Raw genomic sequence first — 17868 nt, 5'->3', positions numbered from 1 at the left:
GATGTTCTGATCTTGATTCAGTGATGGAAGCAGGATGATTTTGACCGATGCGACTTGCGTTTTGCCCGAGGAAAGCGAGATGAGAAAGCGAGGTCAAGTCACTCACCTATAGAAATGAATATATGGTTTTTGTTAAAAATAGCTGACATATGACCTCGAAACGACAAAACGACCGATGACATTTTACGCTGTGACAACGGACACACGAGACCAATTGGAAATCGTCCGCCGTAGTTGTTACAAACAGATGTCAGAGGCGTTTTTTCGTCCCGAAACGGAAGCGTTTACAATTGTGAATAAAAATTGTTTTTTCACAAAATCGACACAAATCAAATTTAGACGACTTGTTTCTCATTCCGAAACACGATATAACGTTACTGTTCAATGGTTTTGTTCACCTAGTGAACCATCTCGCTAAACGTTGATAGCACTACATATTTTCTTCACATCTTCGTGAAAAGAGTGGCATGGGATACCTCTGTGAAAACCTTATCAATTGTTGATATACAATGGTTTTGACGCTCCATTTTAATTGTGAATTCATTTGACTATGAAATGGTTCTCATTGTATTCTTGACTAGTATGAAAATCCGCAAATTGTGGGAAAGAAAAAGAGCTCACAACTGGGAAAAGGGGGTCGTCTCTAGTGCGCCAAAAAGGGCTCGCGACGAGTATGGTCATGGCCTCGCAAATTTCGACGGCACTTGCCGCACCGATCGTCATCGGCTTTCTTGTTGGGAACTATGGGGAACAGCAGGACTGGTGGCAAAAGATGGGCGCGACGTTTTCAGTGTTCATCGGGATTTTCATCGGAATTCTCTGCATGATCGCAATGATCAGGCACTTGTTAGGAGACAAGACATGAACATCATCCTTCAAGATGCGTTGTATCGTGCGTACTTAAGATGGTTCGGACTCTACTATGGAATCCTTGCCGTCCTGTTACTTGTCGGTTATCCGAGTGATCCAGTGATTTATGGGCTGGCATTAGGTGGGGCAGGTAGCTTCATGATTTTGACGCTTCAGCGATTAAGCGTCGATCGAATGTATCGTGTAATCGAGCGGGGGCGTAAGCCAATGTCTCGAGGGACCGTATCACGCATGGCGGTCGCGGTACTCTGTGTGATGATCGGTTTGAAGTATGAAACCGAATTGTCATTAACTGCGGTGGTAATAGGCCTTCTCGCCGGCCACGTCATACAATTTTGTGAGTTTTTTACTCACGAACTTAAGCGGGAAAAGAGGTGAATAGTCAAATGAACCACGAAATGCCACTTTACGAAATCCCACTCTGGGGCGACTTCGTTCTGTACGGTAGTTGGACAAACTTGATCACAGTGCTGATTGCAGCTGCTCTCGTTTTCCTGATTGCCGTGGCCGGTACGCGACGTCTTGCGATGAAGCCAACCGGTTTTCAAAACACGCTGGAGTTATTCCTCGAATTCGTTCGCGGAATCATCAGCAGTACGATGGACTGGAAAACAGGGGGTCGCTTCCTAACTTTCGGAATGACACTGTTCCTATTCATCATCGTGTCCAACTTAATGGGTCTTCCCTTTAACGTTGTGACGGGTCACTACATTTGGTTCAACTCACCAACTGCGGATCCGTACGTGACACTTGCACTTTCATCTATGGTAGTGGTCATGAGCCATTATTACGGTGTGAAAATGCGCGGCTTCGGCGCTTATGCGAAAACGTTTATGACGCCGATGTTCATCATCACCATCATCGAGGAGTTCGCAAACACGTTGACACTTGGTCTTCGTCTTTACGGTAACATCTTCGCGGGTGAGATCATGATTGGTATCATTCTCTCGATCGGAATCATCTCTGGAACGAACGATTTCCAATTCTTCGGACCAGTCGGTGTCATCCTGTCAGCGATCCCAATGATTATCTGGCAAGGATTCTCGCTCTTCATCGGAGCAATCCAAGCGTATATCTTCCTTATCTTAACGATGGTTTACATCGGGCATAAGGCAGCGCACGACCATTAATTCGAAGGTAAAGCATCTGCTTTTCCGATAACGGTACGACCAAATTTCGAACACAATCTAGGGAGGCAATTCATCATGGAACTTATTGCAACAGCGATCATCATCGGACTCGGCGCACTTGGCGCAGGTATCGGTAACGGTCTTATCGTAAACGGTACAGTATTAGGACAAGCACGTCAGCCAGAACTCAAAAACGAACTTCGTCAAACAATGTTCATCGGTATCGGTCTCGTTGAGGCACTTCCAATCATCGGTGTAGCGGTCGGTTTCCTTCTCCTCAACTCTTAATCCGTATTTAATCTTACGTACAAAGAACTGAGCTACATAGGGCGTTATTCGTTCAGCAAGAGTGAACCGTCACGGGAGCTTTGGCTCCCTTATGTAGATATTGAAGTAGGACCAACCACGAGGGGAGTGTAATCGAATGAATCTCACGTATCTTGCGGCAGAGGCAGGCGGCGAAGGCAGCCAACTCTTACTTGCCAATATGATCGTCACGATCGTCGTTTTCCTCTTGCTCCTCATCCTCTTGAAGAAATTCGCATGGGGCCCGCTCATCAACATGATGAAAGCGCGTGAAGAGCATGTGGCGAGCGAGATCAATTCGGCTGAAAAAAGCCGGAAAGACGCTGAAGTCTACGTAGAACAACAACAAGCAGAACTTAACAAGGCACGTACGGAAGCACGTGACCTTTTAGAAGCATCACGCCGTCAAGCTGAGGCAGAACAAGCACGTGCGATGGAGCAGGCACGTGTTGAAACAGAATTGAGCAAGGAAGAAGCCCGCCGTGCAATCGAACGTGAACGCGCTGAAGCACAAGCTGCTTTGAAGAACGATGTTGCTCTTCAAGCAATCGCTGCAGCACGCCACGTCATGAAAACACAGCTTGCGACAGACGAAGCAGCACAACGTGCACTCGTCGATCAATTCCTTGCTGACACTAAGGGCACGAACTAATGCGTGACCACGTAGCGGGACGCTACGCAAAAGCGCTCTTCGATCTTGCACTTGAGCACCATGTGCTCGAACAAGCAGAAGCTGATGTGCGAACGCTCGGCGAAGTGCTCCACGCAACACCAGAGCTCGCATCGGTGTTAGACAACCCATCGATTTCTGCAGAAGAGCTGAAGCAAGTACTTCATACGAGCTTCACAGGCTTCAACACGATTGTCTTGAATACGATCCTCGTCATGGTCGAAAACGACCGCGCGGCGGAAGTATTATCATTGCCGGAGCATTTCATTGCGTTGTTAAATGAGCACCGTAACGTTGCGACAGCAATCGTAACAAGTGCATACAAACTGTCAGACGCAGAACTCACGAATGTGAAAGAAACGTTTGGCCAAAAATCAGGTAAAACGCTTGAAGTAGAAAATGTTGTTGATACGAACGTAATCGGTGGACTTCGTGTTCAAATCGGTTACACGACATATGATGGCACGATCGAAACGAAACTAACGCGACTTGAGCGTGAGCTGTTAAAAGCGTAAGAAAATAGGGGTGAAACGCATGAGCATTAGAGCTGAAGAAATCAGCGCCCTGCTTAAAGCGCGTATCGCGCAGTACGGTTCTACGATGGAAGTGAACGAGACAGGTACAGTCATCCAAATCGGTGATGGTATCGCTCGTGCACACGGACTCGACAACGTCATGTCGGGAGAGCTCGTAGAATTCGCTAACGGCACAATGGGCTTGGCGCAAAACTTAGAAGAAGGCAACGTCGGTATCATCATTCTTGGTGACTACCTTGAAATCAAAGAAGGCGACTCTGTTCGCCGTACGGGCCGCATCATGGAAGTACCAACAGGAGACGCACTCCTCGGACGTGTCGTCAACCCGCTCGGTATGCCGATCGATGGTCTTGGTCCAATCGAAACAGAACACTATAACCCAATCGAGCGTAAAGCTTCTGGTGTTATGGCACGTAAATCGGTTCACGAACCACTTCAGACGGGAATCAAGGCAATCGATGCCCTCGTTCCAATCGGTCGCGGCCAACGTGAGTTGATCATCGGTGACCGTCAGACGGGTAAGACGTCGATCGCCATCGATACGATCATCAACCAAAAAGAAGAAAACATGATCTGTATCTACGTCGCAATCGGACAAAAAGAATCAACGGTCCGTGGTGTTGTTGAGACACTCCGTAAAAACGGTGCACTTGATTACACGATCGTCGTTTCGGCAGCAGCTTCACAGCCGGCGCCACTTCTTTACCTCGCACCATTCGCTGGTGTAGCGATGGGTGAACACTTCATGGATCTCGGCAAGCACGTTCTTGTCATCTATGATGATCTTTCAAAACAAGCAGCGGCATACCGTGAGCTTTCGCTTCTTCTGAAGCGTCCACCAGGCCGCGAAGCCTACCCGGGTGATGTCTTCTACCTTCACTCACGTCTCCTTGAGCGTGCAGCGAAATTGAATGACGGACTGGGTGGCGGTAGCTTAACAGCACTTCCGTTCATCGAGACACAGGCGTCGGATATCTCGGCTTACATCCCGACAAACGTAATCTCAATCACGGATGGTCAAATCTTCCTTCAATCGGATCTCTTCTTCTCAGGTGTCCGTCCAGCGATCAACCCGGGTCTCTCGGTATCGCGTGTAGGTGGTTCGGCTCAAGTAAAAGCGATGAAGAAGGTAGCGGGTACGCTCCGTCTTGACCTCGCCTCTTACCGTGAGTTAGAAGCCTTTTCACAGTTCGGATCTGACCTTGATAAAGCGACACAATCGAAGCTTAACCGTGGTGAGCGGACAGTAGAGGTTCTGAAACAGGATCTCAACCAACCGTTGACTGTCGATAAGCAAGTCATCATCATCTATGCCTTGACTCGTGGTCACCTTGATGATGTTGCCGTTTCAGATATTCGTCGTTTTGAAAAGGAACTCAACCTTTGGCTCGATCAAAACCGCAAACAACTTTGCGATGAGATCCGTAAAACAGGTAACCTTCCAGCTGACGAAGAAATCGTTACTGCAATCTCAGAATTTAAGAAAACGTTCCAGCCGACTGTCTAAGAGGTTTCTCTTAGGCTCGGCCGGACGCTCTTGATACTAACAAGGTGGTGAATCGAAATGGCATCGTTGCGCGAGATACAAATGCGGATCAACTCGACGAAAAGTACGAAACAGATCACGAAAGCGATGAACATGGTTTCGGCGTCGAAACTGAACCGCGCTCAAGCACATAGCGCGAAGTTCCAGCCTTACATGCTGAAAATGCAGGAAGTGCTCGGAACCATTGCGAATGGCACGACAGGTGCTAGCCATCCGATGCTCGAAAAACGTCCTGTCAAAAAGACAGGCTATATCGTCATCACATCGGATCGCGGCTTAGCTGGTGCATATAACGCCAACGTGCTGCGTGAAGTCTACCGGGAAATCAATGAAAAGCATACTACGGACAGTTACGTCTTGTTCGTGGTCGGTAAAGTCGGTGTCCAGTTCTTCCGTTCACGCGGAATCACGGTCACGGACGCGATCACAGGACTAAACGATTCTCCTTCGTATGTCGATGTCGCAGAAATCGTGAAGCGTACAGTGAGTGCGTTCACGCTCGGCGAAATCGACGAACTCAAGCTGTGCTACAACCACTTCATGTCTGTCATCAGCCAGGAAGTGAAAGTCGAAACCCTTCTCCCACTCGGAGAAATCGAAGCTTCGTCTTCGACGACTTATGAGTACGAGCCAAGTGAGGAACAAATCCTTTCTGAACTCCTTCCGCGTTATGCGGAGAGCTTGATTTTCGGTGCGCTTCTTGACGCGAAAGTAGCAGAACATGCGTCACGTATGACAGCAATGCAAAGTGCGACAGATAACGCAGATGACTTGATCGGTCGATTGACTCTCGTCTACAACCGGGCTCGACAAGCTGCAATCACGCAAGAAATCACAGAGATCGTCAGTGGAGCCGCTGCCCAGCAGTAATCCACTCGGCGTAATGATAGCTAGGAGGAAACACGATGAACGAACTCGGTTTAAAAGGCCGCGTCGTCGCGGTCATGGGACCTGTCATCGACGTTAAGTTCGACGGACACTTGCCGAACATCTACAACGCGCTTCGTATTCAATATACGCCGCAAACAGTAGAAGAAGTGGCTATCGACTTGACGCTTGAGGTCGCCTTGCACCTTGGTGACGATGTCGTCCGTACCATTGCGATGGATTCTACGGATGGTGTACGCCGTGGAGTGGAAGTACTGGACACTGGTGCTCCAATCTCGGTACCTGTCGGAGAAGCAACGCTTGGTCGCGTCTTCAACGTACTCGGTAACCCAATTGATGAAAAAGAACTCGATGCAAGCGTGGAACGTCTTCCGATCCACAAAAAAGCACCGACGTTTGATAACCTTTCAACAAAAGTTGAAATCCTCGAAACAGGAATTAAAGTCGTTGACTTACTCGCGCCTTACATCAAGGGTGGTAAGATCGGTCTCTTCGGTGGTGCCGGTGTAGGTAAGACCGTCCTCATCCAGGAATTGATCAACAACATCGCGCAAGAGCACAGCGGTATCTCGGTATTCGCAGGTGTTGGTGAGCGGACGCGTGAAGGTAATGACTTGTACCATGAGATGACGGATTCAGGCGTTATCAAACAAACGGCGATGGTCTTCGGTCAGATGAACGAGCCGCCGGGCGCACGTCTTCGTGTTGCCTTGACTGGTTTGACGATGGCGGAATACTTCCGTGATGAGCAGGGACAAGACGTTCTTCTCTTCGTCGATAACATCTTCCGTTATACACAAGCAGGTTCAGAGGTATCGGCCCTTCTCGGTCGTATGCCATCTGCCGTTGGTTACCAGCCGACACTTGCTACAGAGATGGGTATGCTCCAAGAGCGTATCACGTCAACAAACAAAGGTTCGGTTACATCGATCCAAGCGGTTTATGTACCAGCCGATGACTATACTGACCCGGCTCCTGCGACGACGTTTGCTCACTTAGATGCAACGACGAACCTTGAGCGCCGTCTCTCTGAGATGGGGATCTATCCTGCCGTGGATCCACTTGCTTCTACATCACGTGCCCTTTCACCGGAAATCGTCGGCGAAGAGCATTACGGCGTAGCACGTCAAGTTCAGGAAACACTTCAGCGTTACAAAGAACTTCAAGATATCATCGCAATCCTCGGTATGGACGAGTTGTCTGAAGAAGACAAATTGACTGTACACCGTGCGCGTCGTATCCAGTTCTTCTTGTCGCAGAACTTCCACGTAGCTGAGCAGTTCACAGGACAAACAGGATCGTACGTCCCGGTTAAGGACACGATCCGCGGCTTCAAAGAAATCCTCGGTGGGAAACACGATGATTTGACGGAAGAAGCATTCCGTCTCGTCGGTCCGATCGAAGATGCGATTGAAAAAGCGAAGACGCTTGTCTAAGTGACAAAGCATAAGGGGGACTTGAGATGAACACACTTCATGTCAATATCGTCACCCCGGATGGCGAAGTGTATGATGGCGATGTCCGTATGGTCGTTGCGAAAACGATATCTGGTGAGATCGGGGTTCTCCCGCACCACGTACCGCTCGTAACACCACTCGACATCAGCATCTTGAAGTTGCGCCACGAAGATGGCGGACGCACGTTGATCGCTATCAGCGGTGGCTTTATGGAAGTGCGCCAGGATACAGTGACGGTTCTTGCGGAAACGGCTGAAGCAGCGGATAAGGTCGATTATGACCGCGCCTCTGCTGCAAAAGTCCGTGCAGAACGTCGTCTCCAGGACACGAAATTATCAGATCTTGAGTTCAAACGCGCTGAGCTTTCATTGAAACGCGCAATCAACCGTCTCAACCTAAAAGAGTATGGTCGCGATTGAACCAAGTAAAAAGACCCGGTTTCCGTCAATGGAAATCGGGTCTTTTTTTTGATGACTGGTCAATAAAATCCGTTGGGACAACCGTTCTCATAAAAGAGTGAAGGCATTCAGGTTTAACAACGGTCAAAAACGTAAAAGTACACTATATGTGTCCTCTTCACACATTTTTCAATCTTATTATGCGGAATTTTCCATAATCATCTTCCAATAATATATTTTATACGCTAAAATAAATTATCTTGTGTCATTTTGTTTGCGCAATCATTCATTGTATGAAATCATGGTAAGGTTGGGAAAACCTAAAACAGAAACAGAAGAGGTGCAGGAACAGTGACGTCAATCGGTTTAAGTGCATTAGTCAGTATGCTCGTCTATCTCACGGCGATCGTCTTCGCCTGGTGGGCACTCCTTCCGGTCAAATGGGAGAAGTTCCTGCAACATCCTAAAGGACCACAGGCGGTTGCCTTGCGAGTGTCACTTGCCATTGCGCTCGGTTCACTTGTTGCCCGCTTTTTACTCGATTATTCCGGATTCGCACAGCGTCTCCAGTTCTTAGTCGGGTGAACTTGTAACTTCATTGTAAACCCTAAATTGGAAATCTGATTTAGTATGGAACAGGATAGTAATCTTATAATGAAGAAACAAAACCATTGTAAAGCTGAAAAGTCGTGTTGGATTTGGAACGAGAGATAAACTACAGTGTGTTTCTCTTCTATCATGCGTTGGTCTTCAACTATGATTCACACCAATCGCGAATTATAAATAGTAGAACAGAAACGAAAGCAGAGGAGTATGAGTAATGGAAAAAATTGTTGTCCGTGGCGGACGTAAACTAGCTGGAACGGTAAAAGTAGAGGGTGCAAAAAATGCAGTCTTAAAAACATTGGTCGCAACATTGCTTGCTTCAGAAGGAACATCAGTCCTTCAAAATGTCCCACGTCTTGCAGACGTCTATACAATCAATAATGTCCTACGTAATTTGAATGCAGAAGTGATATTTGATGCCGAAGCAAACACGGTGACGGTTAATGCGGAAGCAGAACTAAAAGATGAGGCACCACTTGAATACGTTCGTAAGATGCGTGCGTCGATTCTCGTCATGGGACCACTCCTTGCTCGTCTCGGTCGCGCGCGTGTCGCGATGCCGGGTGGCTGTGCAATTGGTTCACGTCCAATCGATTTACACTTAAAAGGTTTTGAAGCAATGGGTGCGAAAACGATCATCGGGAACGGGTTCGTTGAAGCACAAGTCGATGGCCGTCTTCAAGGCGCAAAAATCTACTTGGACTTCCCATCCGTCGGTGCGACTGAAAACATCATGATGGCAGCAACACTTGCTGAAGGAACAACTGTCATCGAAAATGTCGCCAAAGAACCTGAAATCGTGGATCTCGCTAACTTCTTGAACGCAATGGGTGCAAAAGTCCGTGGTGCTGGAACAGAGACGATCCGTATCGAAGGTGTCGAAAAACTTCATGGTGGCAACCACTATGTCATTCCAGACCGGATCGAAGCGGGTACGTTCATGATTGCAGCCGCCATCACAGAAGGTGACGTCGAAGTCATCGGGGCAGAGCGTGAACACCTTCGTCCATTGATCTCAAAAATGGAAGAGATGGGCGTCAAGATCTCGGATACAGAAGAAGGACTTCGTGTCATCGGACCGAAAAAGCTTGTTGCGATTGATGTCAAGACGATGCCACACCCTGGTTTCCCGACAGATGTCCAAGCTCAAATGATGGCATTGGTCTTAAAAGCAGAAGGTACGTCAGTCATCACGGAAACGGTCTTCGAAAACCGCTTCATGCATGTCGAAGAATTCCGTCGGATGAATGCCGATATCAAGATTGAAGGACGTTCATCCATCATCACAGGCGGCATCCAGCTCCAAGGCGCAGAAGTTCTCTCAACGGATCTTCGTTCAGGAGCAGCACTTGTCACGGCAGGATTGATCGCTGAAGGCGAAACACGTGTCGGAGCCTTACACCATATCGATCGTGGATATGTTGATTTCCACCTTAAATTACAAGCACTCGGCGCAGATGTCGAGCGGATTACGGAAGAAACGGTTGCGATTGAAGAAACAGCAGCTACGAAGCTTTAAGCTCTTATTTCATTCCCTATATTCTTGACGACTTTCTCAAAAAGAAAGTCGTCTCTTTTTGTTTTGCTGTGCTAGAATTGAAAGGTATGTATACATAAATGGGTTAGACGTCCAAACGACGCTCTATATTTTGGAATAATAGCCAGTGGATAAAGGAGATCACGCGAGATGTTTTTTACAAAGGATATCGGGATTGACCTAGGGACGGCAAATGTCGTCATTCATGTAAAAGGTAGGGGCATCGTGCTCGATGAGCCATCGGTTGTCGCCATTGATAAAGCAACAGGAAAAATTCATGCCGTCGGAACCGAAGCGCACCAGATGGTCGGTCGGACACCAGGAAACATCGTCGCAATCCGTCCACTTCGGGATGGAGTCATTGCCGATTTTGAGATGACAGAAGCGATGTTACGCCATTTCATCGACAAGATTGAAGTCCGGAGTATGTTTGGTGGCGTCCGGATGTTGATCTGTACACCAGCGAGCATCACGACGGTCGAAGCCAAAGCGATTCGCCAGGCTGGAGAAAAATCGGGTGCCAAAACCGTTTTCCTCGAAGTCGAACCAAAAGTCGCGGCAGTTGGTGCCGGAATGGACATTTGGATGCCGGCTGGTCATATGGTGATTGATATTGGTGGCGGTACGACGGATGTCGCCGTTCTTTCGATGGGAGATATCGTCTGTGGCGAAACGATAAAAGTGGCGGGTGACCGGTTTGATCACGATATCATTCGAGCGATCAAGGATAACCATAAACTCATCATCGGGGAGCGGACGGCTCAAAACGTCAAGATGACGGTTGCAACCGTTTCAGACGAAGGGCGTCAAGAAGAGATGGACATTCGTGGTCGTAATCTCGTGACCGGTCTCCCGGACAACATCACGATTTCTTCACAAGAGATGCACGAAGCGTTGGCGGAAGCGGCGATGGAAATCGTCGAAGCGACGAAACGTGTCCTCGAGAAAACACCACCGGAACTGGCAGCAGACATCATCGACCGTGGCATCATCCTGACCGGTGGTGGAGCATTGCTCGACGGGATCGATCAGTTACTCGCGAAGGAACTGGGACTGCCGGTCTTGATCGCAGAAGATCCGATGTTATGTGTCGCGCGCGGGACAGGCATCATGCTCGATCACTTAGGAAAATAAGATAAATCAAAACAAGGGGTCATTCCAATCGCGGAATGACCCCTTGTTGTATGGAAAACGTAAGAAAAAGTGATAATTCTGGAACCAATCTTTCCTGATTATTGCGTACTCCGCATGAATGCCTGATACGCTTCAAAATCATGGTAGACGATGGCACTCGGCGGCAGCGAACTGTTCATCGTCTGATTGATCAGTTGATTGAGTGTAGTCCGTGTCTTCCCATAAAAGGTGATGCTCGGTGTTTCCGGCAGTTCCGTGAATTCCAGTGCATAGGACAGACGGTGCTGATGACTCGCGGCATATAAGGCATCGGTCATCGTAATCGCGGCAAGACCATTTCCACCGCCATAGACCGTCCTGTAACTCATTAGTGTTACTTCGTCGGCCAGTTCCATCGCCCATTCACTGAGCGGGCGTCCGGAGACGTCAGTGACCGTATGGAACCAAAAGGGTAAGAACAGTTGCAACGGAAGCCCGCGAAACGCGCTGACATCATGAAAAGCAGTCAAAAGTCGTTGATAAGAAGCGATGACGGCAGATTGGTCCGTTTCCCAGGCCGGTAAGGCATACGGCTCGAGGTCGACACTGATGCCGTCCGGACGCTCCATCGTTTCCTGCAGATAGACGTTGATCCAGGCTAACGGATCTTCGACGTTCGGCCGGTTCGTCGTCCCTTCATTCGTAATCCAACTGGGCTGACCGAATAAGAAATAAACTTCGATTCCGGCAAGATGTGCTTTTTCAACGAATGTACGGTAGAGAGTTCGATCACCCTCGACAGCGACATGCAGGTAGACACGTTTCATCTGTCTGTTTGCCAGCTGTGTGACTTTCGTTGAAATTTGTTTCGCTTCAGGAATGGACCACATCACGGTATGGCGCGTGACGGTGACGGCCGCTTCGGTTCTGGCAGGCAGAAGCGTAGCAGCCATCGTAAGACAAATCAGACTGATGATGAAGCGTTTCATATCGTTCACTCCCTTATTGAGTTACCTTATTATCGGTCGTCCAGCGTGATTTGGATATAAGCCAATAGTCCGGGTGTCCTTAGGGTCAGTTCGAATACTATACATTTTACTTTATGAAGTGTATATTAGAAGTTGTTGTATTGAACCGGAATTACCATTAAAAAGGAAGTGATGCCACAATGCCATTATGGAAACGAAATTTAGTTGTCGTCTGGATCGGTAGTTTTTTGACCGCTGCCGCCTTGAGCTTAGTGTTACCGTTTTTGCCCTTATTCATCGAAGAACTGGGCGTGAATGGTCGCCAGGAAATCACGACCTGGTCCGGGGTCGCGTTTGGTGCGACATTCCTCGTCGCAGCGATCGTCTCGCCGATTTGGGGACGGCTCGCGGATAAAAAAGGACGGAAATTGATGTTGCTCCGAGCGAGTCTCGGGATGTCGATCGTCATGTTCTTGATCAGTTTCGTCCAGGATGTCTATCAACTGGTCTTCTTACGGCTTGTCATGGGTGCGGTTTCCGGATTCATCTCGGCCGGAATCACCTTGATTGCGTCACAAACCCCAAAAGAGAAAAGTGGCTGGGCGCTCGGTACATTATCAACCGGTGGGATTGCCGGTGGCTTGCTCGGACCTCTGATTGGAGGATTCCTTGCCGATATGATTGGGCTTCGACCCGTTTTTCTCTTTACGAGCATTCCGCTCTTCTTGACGTTTCTCGTCACGTATTTCTTTGTCAAAGAAGATTTCGTTCCTCTACAGACGAAGTCGATGGCGTCAGCCAAAGAAATCATTCAATCTCTGCGTCATCCAGAATTGATCCTAAGCCTCTTCTTGACGACGTTTTTGATTCAGTTCGCCGCTCAATCGATCAGTCCGATTTTGTCGCTCTACGTCCGGGAACTCAGTCCCGGTACGGAACGGCTGGCGCTGTTATCCGGCATCGTCGCGTCAGCTCCTGGGATTGCCGCCTTGCTGGCGGCGCAGCGGCTTGGTCGCCTGTCGGATAAGATCGGGGCGGAACGTGTCCTGTTCTACGCTTTGCTGATTTTTGCGGCCTTCTTGATTCCGCAAGCCTTCGTGACGGATACGAGTCAATTGATCATCTTACGGATGGGAATCGGTTTTGCGACAGCGGCGTTGATGCCGTCCGTCCAAGCGTTGCTTCGGAAACATACACCGGCGAATGCGGCAGGGCGGATCTTCGGTTATAATCAGTCAGCCCAGTTCATGGGGAATTTCCTTGGACCACTGGCAGGTGGTCAGATTGCCGGTCACTTTGGTTTTGAAGCGTTGTTCCTGTTCACGGGTCTGATCGTCCTCACGAATGCGGTCCTCGAGCGGACACAAACAGCCGTGCTCAGCAAAAAACATTCATGACGTATAGGAAAAAGGCTGTTTCGATTTTCATCGGAACAGCCTTTTTGATGTATTATCAGCGGATTGCGGGTCGTCAGGACAACATGAAGAATTCATCGAGCTTCAGTTGCTGGGACGTTTCAAGTGCTTTCATGATTTGACTCGACTGGGCCCGAATCTTATAGTCAGCCGAATAATGGAACAGACCATTATCGAGTTCGGTCAGGGCAAGGGGTTCGATCAATGTTTTGGGATGGACGACATCCGTCAGCTGTAAGGACAACTCGATTTGGTGATTGACCGGTAGACGGATCGATGCGTAAAAATGAACGGATCGGTTCGTACTCCGGGTGATCAGGATCGGGGAGGAACCGACATTGACATCCTTTCCGTTTAATCGCGTGATCGAGATGTGCCCATGGAGCGATGGTAATGGTTTTTTCGGCGATTTTTTCATCGACTCCATCGGCACGAGAACAGCCTGTTTCAGAACAACCGGTAACTGCTCGATACCAACTGGCCGGCTGAACAGATAACCTTGGACGGCGTGGCATTCGAATTCCCGGAACTGCTCGAGCTGCTCGAGCGTCTCGATTCCTTCGGCGACGACGGTCAGCTGAAACTCCTTGGCTAGATAAACGATACTTTTGATCAAGGGCGCCGGACTGTTGTCTTCTTCGAGTTGAGCGACAAACGACCGGTCAAGTTTTAGGCTGCTGATCGGATACGTACGCAGACTATTCAAGGAAGACACGCCACTTCCGTAGCCGTCGAGTGTCAGTTCGATTCCCAGCTGATGGAGCTGTTGCAACGTTTCCTTGATGAACTCACTTTCCTGAAGCAAGGCGGTCTCCTGAAGTTCGAGCTGGAGATACCGGGCGGGTACTTGATACCGGTGTAGACAAGTCCGGATCGTCTGAACAAAGTCCCGATGGAGCAACTGCTTGGAAGATAAGTTGATGGAAATCGGGACGACCGGTAACGCGTTGTGCAACAAAGATTGGAGGGTCTGACAGACGGTTTCAAGAACCCATTCGCCAATCGGTAAATAACAGTGTCCTTCCTCCGACAAAGGAATGAAATCTTGTGGGGGAATCCGTCCCCATTCTGGATGGTCCCAACGAATCAGTGCTTCGCACGTCAAAATCTGACCGCTCCAAATATCGACTTTCGGTTGGTATTCAAGAAACAATTCTTTTTGTTCGATGGCATTCCGTAAACTTTGTTCGAGTTGATGCCGCCGGTAAATTTCTAAATCGAGTTGTGACGTATAAAATTCATAAGCGGGTTGTGGTTTAAGTTTCGCCCGGGACAACGCCCGATTAGCGGTATGGAGTAGTTCGGTGGCGGTTGTCTCCTCAGTTTGAAACGGACTGATGCCGATCGCGAGTTCTGCTGCGAGCTCGTACCCTTCAATCTGAAAGCGGGTCGTGTTCACCGAGAGAAGATCAAGACACGTTTTTTTCAATTGTAGTTCATCAAACGGTTCTGTCCATAAAGCGGCGTAATGGTCGCCGGCAAGGCGGGAACAATACATGTCCGGTAACTGTTCCGTCAAGAATTGGCTCGTTTGCCGTAACCACTGGTCCCCGATGTCAAAGCCGATCTGTTCATTGATCTGGTGCAGCTGATTGAAATCGAGCGATAAAATCGTAAAGGGATGTTTTTTTCGGGTCAGGTGCTCGATTTCCTCGAGGAACAACATCCGGTTCGGCAGGCCGGTCACGTGGTCATACAGCGATAACTTCCGGATGTCCTCTTGTTGTTGCATGAGGGTGCTGTCGGGCACATCGTCCTGCTGTGAGCGGTCCGTCTTCTTCGTTCCGTCAAGCGGCGTGTGCCGGGCTGTTTCCCGGAACAAAAAGCTGAACAGTTCCTGACGCTCGTCCTCAACACGGACACCTTGACACTGCACCTGTTGCGTATAGTGTTGTTTTTGATTCATCCGTAAATGACAGGAGACTGTGGACGAACCCTCTTTTTGCAGGAGAGTCAGTTGTTCTTTGAATACCGATCGATCGTCCGGATGGATTTCGAGTAGAAACTCATCGTAATCGAGTGACGCCAATCGATGATGCGACACATCCAATAAGGTTGCGAAATGAGTCGAGAGAGACAGCCGGTCAGCCGTTGTTTCATACTCGAAAAAGGCGAGACCTGGCAGCGACGCCGTCAACTGTTCTTTTGCAGACAAACGGGTATGTTGGAGTCGGAGTTCAAGATGTTGCGAGATGTCTCGCGCAATTCCGTAAATCCCGATGATGACATGATGTTGATAGATTGGAATGTTGGTCACGTTCATCGTCAACACATGACCTTCACGATGCAAGACGTCCGCCGTGAAATGGATGGTTTCGCCACTTAAGGCCCGTTGTTTGAGTGGGGCGATCCGTTGCGCTTCTGCCGGACTGATGAAGTCGCTGAAATGCTGGTGTTGGAGTTGTTTTCCCCCGTATCCTAAAAGAAGCGAAAGTTTTTGATTATAAGAAACGATCTGACCGTCCAGATTCAACGTATAGACGGCATCCGGATGATTCTCTAAAAAATGTGTCGCGTCGACAAGCTGTTTGAAATCCAAGGAGCCATTGATGAAGGATTCTGTATTCTTCCTTTTGAAGAAGGGCATCATCTCACCTCGTTTCGTATCGTCATAGTGTGATTATAACAATTTATGGGAGTTGGAAATATCAAATCTGTTGAAAAATAAGCAAATGTTTTTGAACGAAAGGGGTAGGTCTTTCGATGCATCTACGTTTTTCATTCCCTTATTTTGAAAAAAACATCGAATTTCCAAAAAATTGACCGATATACTATAAAGAAGAGAATTGAACAATAAGTCAATGAGGAGCCAACACATATGTTACGAGGAATGTACACGGCATCCAATGCCATGCAGTCGTTACAACGGCAACAAGAAATGTTAAGTAACAACCTGGCGAATGCCCGGACGCCTGGATTCCGCGCCGATCAGGCATCCCTTCGGACATTTCCGGAGATGATGATCCAGCAGTCGGCTGTCAATGAACAGTCAGGCATCCGGTCACGCGGAACGGTCGGGAAACTGGCGACAGGTGTCTTCATGCAGGCAGCGACGCCGAACTTTGCCCTGGGGTCGATCACGGAGACGGGAAATGCGACAGATATTCAAATCAGTTCCCTCGAAGGAGCTGCCTTGTTTACGGTTCGCCATGCGGACCCGACGACCGGTGAAGAGGAAACCCTTTATACGACAAACGGTCAGTTCGCCGTCGGACAGGATGGGTTCTTACGGACGACTGAAAATGATATGGTGCTGGGTGAGGATGGACGACCGCTGAACGTCGTCAATGAAGACTTCGTCGTCAGCGCAGACGGTGCCGTCACGGACGGGAATGGGCAAGCGATCGGGAACCTGGGTCTTGTCGTGACGGATCAGCCGGAGACACTTGAACGGACAGGGAACGGATTGTTCCGGTCACCGGATGCCTTGAACGCGGGTGCCGTCAAAGTGGACCAAGGTGTACTCGAATTAGGAAACGTTGAAGTCGAGCAGACGATGACGGAGATGAACGCCGGTCTCCGCCAGTTCGAAGCCAACCAAAAAGTCATCCAGGCCTATGACCGGACTGCTGAAAGAGCTGTCTCGGAAATCGGACGTGTCCGTTAATCAAGGAGGAAATCCATGCAATCACTTTATACATCCGCCAGTACGATGGCACAGCTCCAGAAGCAGCTTGATACGACAGGACATAATTTGGCGAATGCCAATACGAATGGTTATAAACGACGTGAATCGCAGTTTAATGAACTGCTTGTGCGTAATCTCAACAACCAACCGGGAGGACTTGCAACGGGTCCGTTGACGACACCAGCGGGACTTCGCCTTGGCGTCGGCGGTTATGTTGCCAATGAAGCAACACGCTTTACGATGGGGACGTTCCAAAATACGGGTCGTAATCTTGACGCAGCTCTCAGTGATCCGCATCACTTTTTTGGTGTGATCGATGCAGATGGTGTCACGAAGTTTACGCGGGACGGCAATTTTGAATTGTCACCGCAAGCAAACGGACAAGTCCTGTTGACGGATGATGCGGGACGGTCTGTCATCAACCAGGCTAACGAACCGATCACGTTACCGGACAATGCGACCTCGATCGAACTGAACAAAGACGGGAACATCACGGGTATCCTGAACGGGGAACGGCGTGTCCTCGCCCGGATCGGCGTTGCCGATATCCCGAACCACGGTGAATTGACCGAAGCAGGAGCAGGGCTCTACACGGCGACGGGGCAATATCAGAATGCAACAGGTAATCCGTTGACCGTCGGGACCCTTGAGACGTCAAACGTCGACATGGGAACAGAGATGACGAACTTGACGCAGATTCAACGGGCGTACCAGCTCAATTCAAAAGCCTTGACGACATCGGACCAGATGATGGGAATCGTGACGTCGCTTAAATAAGTCAGTTGGATCAATAGCAAAGG

General features: G+C 49.0%; 18 protein-coding genes. 16 read left to right on the top strand and 2 right to left on the bottom strand.

The window, feature by feature from the left end; all coding sequences use genetic code 11:
* Positions 1-646: 646 nt before the first annotated feature.
* The 13 genes from P404_RS0106105 to mreB all read left to right on the top strand — a co-directional run bounded on the left by P404_RS0106105 (position 647) and on the right by mreB (position 11078).
* Positions 647-865, top strand: a complete 219-nt coding sequence (locus tag P404_RS0106105; protein ID WP_014971404.1) for an AtpZ/AtpI family protein — start codon at positions 647-649, stop codon at positions 863-865.
* Entirely contained in the window at positions 862-1248 is a 387-nt protein-coding gene (locus P404_RS0106100) for an ATP synthase subunit I (protein ID WP_014971403.1), read from the top strand. Before P404_RS0106105 ends, P404_RS0106100 begins: the two co-directional genes overlap by 4 nt.
* A gap of 8 nt (positions 1249-1256) precedes the next feature.
* Positions 1257-2000, top strand: coding sequence for a F0F1 ATP synthase subunit A (atpB, locus tag P404_RS0106095; protein WP_014971402.1), 744 nt, complete (start codon positions 1257-1259; stop codon positions 1998-2000).
* A 75-nt stretch (positions 2001-2075) separates the two neighbouring features.
* Positions 2076-2288, top strand: a complete 213-nt coding sequence (gene atpE, locus P404_RS0106090; protein ID WP_012371545.1) for a F0F1 ATP synthase subunit C — start codon at positions 2076-2078, stop codon at positions 2286-2288.
* A gap of 136 nt (positions 2289-2424) precedes the next feature.
* Positions 2425-2958: a F0F1 ATP synthase subunit B gene (atpF, locus tag P404_RS0106085; RefSeq protein ID WP_014971401.1), complete on the top strand. Its 534-nt coding sequence runs from the start codon at positions 2425-2427 to the stop codon at positions 2956-2958.
* Positions 2958-3491, top strand: coding sequence for a F0F1 ATP synthase subunit delta (locus tag P404_RS0106080; RefSeq protein ID WP_014971400.1), 534 nt, complete (start codon positions 2958-2960; stop codon positions 3489-3491). Before atpF ends, P404_RS0106080 begins: the two co-directional genes overlap by 1 nt.
* 19 nt (positions 3492-3510) lie before the next feature.
* Positions 3511-5019: a F0F1 ATP synthase subunit alpha gene (atpA, locus tag P404_RS0106075; protein ID WP_014971399.1), complete on the top strand. Its 1509-nt coding sequence runs from the start codon at positions 3511-3513 to the stop codon at positions 5017-5019.
* Between the two features lie 57 nt (positions 5020-5076).
* Positions 5077-5928: an ATP synthase F1 subunit gamma gene (gene atpG / locus P404_RS0106070; RefSeq protein ID WP_014971398.1), complete on the top strand. Its 852-nt coding sequence runs from the start codon at positions 5077-5079 to the stop codon at positions 5926-5928.
* 35 nt (positions 5929-5963) lie between these two features.
* Positions 5964-7382 carry a F0F1 ATP synthase subunit beta gene (atpD, locus tag P404_RS0106065; protein ID WP_014971397.1) on the top strand — a complete coding sequence of 473 codons (1419 nt, stop codon included), beginning with the start codon at positions 5964-5966 and terminating at the stop codon, positions 7380-7382.
* A gap of 26 nt (positions 7383-7408) precedes the next feature.
* Positions 7409-7822 (top strand): F0F1 ATP synthase subunit epsilon, encoded by a 414-nt coding sequence (locus P404_RS0106060; RefSeq protein ID WP_012371539.1) that lies wholly within the window; start codon positions 7409-7411, stop codon positions 7820-7822.
* A 330-nt stretch (positions 7823-8152) separates the two neighbouring features.
* Positions 8153-8386: a DUF1146 domain-containing protein gene (locus P404_RS0106055; protein WP_014971395.1), complete on the top strand. Its 234-nt coding sequence runs from the start codon at positions 8153-8155 to the stop codon at positions 8384-8386.
* A 235-nt stretch (positions 8387-8621) separates the two neighbouring features.
* A complete protein-coding gene (gene murA, locus P404_RS0106050) occupies positions 8622-9926 on the top strand; it encodes a UDP-N-acetylglucosamine 1-carboxyvinyltransferase (RefSeq protein WP_014971394.1) in 1305 nt (434 codons plus the stop codon).
* Between the two features lie 168 nt (positions 9927-10094).
* Positions 10095-11078 (top strand): rod shape-determining protein MreB, encoded by a 984-nt coding sequence (gene mreB, locus P404_RS0106045; RefSeq protein ID WP_014971393.1) that lies wholly within the window; start codon positions 10095-10097, stop codon positions 11076-11078.
* 98 nt (positions 11079-11176) lie between these two features.
* On the opposite strand, the gene P404_RS0106040 is transcribed toward mreB, so the two are convergent.
* A complete protein-coding gene (locus P404_RS0106040; protein WP_026830270.1) occupies positions 11177-12046 on the bottom strand; it encodes a hypothetical protein in 870 nt (289 codons plus the stop codon).
* 179 nt (positions 12047-12225) lie between these two features.
* Here P404_RS0106040 and P404_RS0106035 point away from each other — a divergent pair, with 179 nt between their 5' ends.
* Entirely contained in the window at positions 12226-13422 is a 1197-nt protein-coding gene (locus tag P404_RS0106035) for a multidrug efflux MFS transporter (RefSeq protein WP_026830269.1), read from the top strand.
* Positions 13423-13495: 73 nt separating this feature from the next.
* Here the strand turns inward: P404_RS0106035 and P404_RS0106030 are convergent, their stop codons facing one another.
* Positions 13496-15979: a putative bifunctional diguanylate cyclase/phosphodiesterase gene (locus tag P404_RS0106030; RefSeq protein ID WP_236624341.1), complete on the bottom strand. Its 2484-nt coding sequence runs from the start codon at positions 15977-15979 to the stop codon at positions 13496-13498.
* A 279-nt stretch (positions 15980-16258) separates the two neighbouring features.
* Between P404_RS0106030 and P404_RS0106025 the strand changes: the two genes are divergently transcribed.
* Positions 16259-17047, top strand: a complete 789-nt coding sequence (locus P404_RS0106025) for a flagellar hook-basal body protein (protein ID WP_026830267.1) — start codon at positions 16259-16261, stop codon at positions 17045-17047.
* Positions 17048-17062: 15 nt separating this feature from the next.
* Complete coding sequence (locus P404_RS0106020; RefSeq protein WP_026830266.1) at positions 17063-17845, top strand: flagellar hook-basal body protein; 783 nt, start codon at positions 17063-17065, stop codon at positions 17843-17845.
* Positions 17846-17868 lie beyond the last annotated feature (23 nt).

The sequence above is a fragment of the Exiguobacterium antarcticum DSM 14480 genome (genome assembly GCF_000685865.1).
Taxonomy (GTDB): domain Bacteria; phylum Bacillota; class Bacilli; order Exiguobacteriales; family Exiguobacteriaceae; genus Exiguobacterium_A; species Exiguobacterium_A antarcticum.
Note: the sequence above shows the minus strand (reverse complement) of the source record. Positions and strands in the feature narration are given on the sequence as shown.